Raw genomic sequence first — 2050 nt, 5'->3', positions numbered from 1 at the left:
AGGAAGACCTATAAAAACAAATGATAGTAAAAGAGAAGCGTTAAAACGGAAGGTTTTTAGAAAGATCAAAATAGTAGTAATACCTGGAGAAGTGATTTTTAAAAAAACTATTTCTAAAGAAAAAAGCGTTGGGCATGATTTTATTGTTATGCGAGCGGAATATAGCTATGGTGATCCAATTGCAATAAAAAGTGAAATTAAAAAAGCAAAATTATTTTCACGAATGGAAATAGAAAATATGATTGTAAATAGTGAAATTTTGGAGAATCACGCTGCCGCTCTAAAGAAGTTTTTTGAATTTGAAAATATTTAAAAAGAGTGTCACTTTTTGCCCACAATGTACTACTTATTATGGTGAGGAGTGAAGTTGATTTTATTTTATTTTATCTTATCTTATCTTATCTTATCTTATCTTATCTTATCTTATCTTATCTTATTTTTCGCGAAGGAGATGCATAGTATTTCAATGTTTAGTATTTTATAATTTTATTATTTATGAGAAGAGAGGTTAATACAATGCGAGCAGAACTGAGAAACAAAATATACCAGGAACGAATAGCCGAGATCAAATCGTTATACGAGTATTGGGATGTTTGCGAGATATCCGGAAATAATCATGGCAAAAGTAATTCTCTTTTAAACAACTATGGTACCGAATGTTGCCCTGACAGTGATTGCCATGGTGACAGTTCATGTGGCGCGGCAGGTGGCGCATGATAAAAAATCTTACTAAGTGGTTTTCGGTCCAGTGGCACATGACATCACATTGTGATCAGCGCTGCAAACACTGCTACCTTTGGAATAGTCCTGATGTCTATCAGAGGGAGGTGTCGCATGAGCTCCCTCTGGCAGGCTGTATAGGGTTAATTGACAGTGTTTTCGAACTGTGTAAGGTGGCTGGCGCCAGGCCAATGTTCTATTTGACTGGTGGGGACCCTTTAGCAAGACCAGATTTTTTCAAGATCCTTTCGTATCTTCATAAGAAAAGCGTGCCAGTACAAATGATGGGTAATGCTCACGGTCTATCCGATGAGATAATAGGACTTTTAAAGTGCCATGGTGTTAAAAGTTATCAGTTGAGCCTTGACGGTATGAAAAACAAACATGATTGGTGTCGTGGCAAAGGTAGTTTTAAGAAAACGGTAGATGCAATAAAGTTACTAAAAAAAAATGATATGCCTGTTGTCATAATGTTTACCCTTACCCAGGAGAATGCTTGCGATTTGGCGGCTGTATTCGAATTATGTTGCAAATTGGAAGTCACCAAGTTTGCATTTGCCAGGTTTTCACCACAGGTCGAACCTGACAGCAAGCGTCAAGCCCATACGGAAATTAATCCACATAGTTACCGTAAATTGCTTGATACTCTCTATAACAAAGAACAACAGGCACACGAGAGAGGATACAGGACCATCCTTAGTAAAAAGGATAATCTGTGGAATCTCTATTACTATGAGCGTGGTTTGTGGACACCACCCGATAATCCGGATAACAAAATCCATTCCGGTTGCCATATCGGGCGTGCAAGCCTCACTGTCCTCTCAGATGGGACTGTATATGCATGCCGTCGTTTTGAAAGCCCTATTGGCAAGTTTCCTGAACAATCGGCATTAGCTATATTTACATCAGATTCTCTTCAGGAATACAGAAATATTAATAAATTCACAAAATGCTCATCATGTTCTCTTTTATACTTCTGTAGAGGATGTCCAGCGATATCTTTCTATAAAACTGGTAATTTTTATGGAGCTGACCCGCAATGTTGGAAAAATTAAGATGGCTTATAAATAAATTGATGTTTTTCCCTTATGTATGCAACATAAAATCAATTGAGGCTTTAGCCGGAAATAAGCCGTCATTTTTTGTCTATCAAATGAGACTAATACTAATGAAAAATAAAAGTTTTGCTGTCTTTACGGTAATTGAAAATATTATAGAAAGGAACAGGAGACAGAAATGATAGATGGTGTACAACGTACGCTCATTATCGGCGGTAAAGGTAAAATGGCACAATTATTAATGCCTTATTTCCCTGGCCCTACTACTTTAG

The 2050-nt window shown here is 37.0% G+C and carries 4 protein-coding genes; all 4 read left to right on the top strand.

Annotation, left to right across the window (positions count from 1 at the left end):
* On the top strand, window positions 1-313 hold a 313-nt coding region (locus NUV40_03980), incomplete at its 5' end, for a hypothetical protein (protein ID MCR4343028.1).
* 182 nt (window positions 314-495) lie between these two features.
* Window positions 496-717 (top strand): hypothetical protein, encoded by a 222-nt coding sequence (locus tag NUV40_03975; GenBank protein MCR4343027.1) that lies wholly within the window; start codon window positions 496-498, stop codon window positions 715-717.
* 38 nt (window positions 718-755) lie between these two features.
* Window positions 756-1775 (top strand): radical SAM protein, encoded by a 1020-nt coding sequence (locus NUV40_03970; protein ID MCR4343026.1) that lies wholly within the window; start codon window positions 756-758, stop codon window positions 1773-1775.
* On the top strand, window positions 1760-1960 hold the full coding sequence (locus NUV40_03965) for a hypothetical protein (protein ID MCR4343025.1): 201 nt from the start codon (window positions 1760-1762) through the stop codon (window positions 1958-1960). The genes NUV40_03970 and NUV40_03965 overlap by 16 nt, the downstream gene beginning before the upstream one ends.
* The last annotated feature ends 90 nt before the right edge of the window (window positions 1961-2050 follow it).

The sequence above is a fragment of the Patescibacteria group bacterium genome (assembly GCA_024654625.1).
GTDB lineage: Bacteria > Patescibacteriota > Minisyncoccia.
Note: the sequence above shows the minus strand (reverse complement) of the source record. Positions and strands in the feature narration are given on the sequence as shown.

Excerpts from the sequence above, each read along its gene's own strand:
- NUV40_03965 (MCR4343025.1), top strand. The coding sequence starts at position 1,760 with ATGTTGGAAAAATTAAGATGGCTTATAAATAAATTGATGTTTTTCCCT.
- NUV40_03970 (MCR4343026.1), top strand. The coding sequence starts at position 756 with ATGACATCACATTGTGATCAGCGCTGCAAACACTGCTACCTTTGGAAT.
- NUV40_03975 (MCR4343027.1), top strand. The coding sequence starts at position 496 with ATGAGAAGAGAGGTTAATACAATGCGAGCAGAACTGAGAAACAAAATA.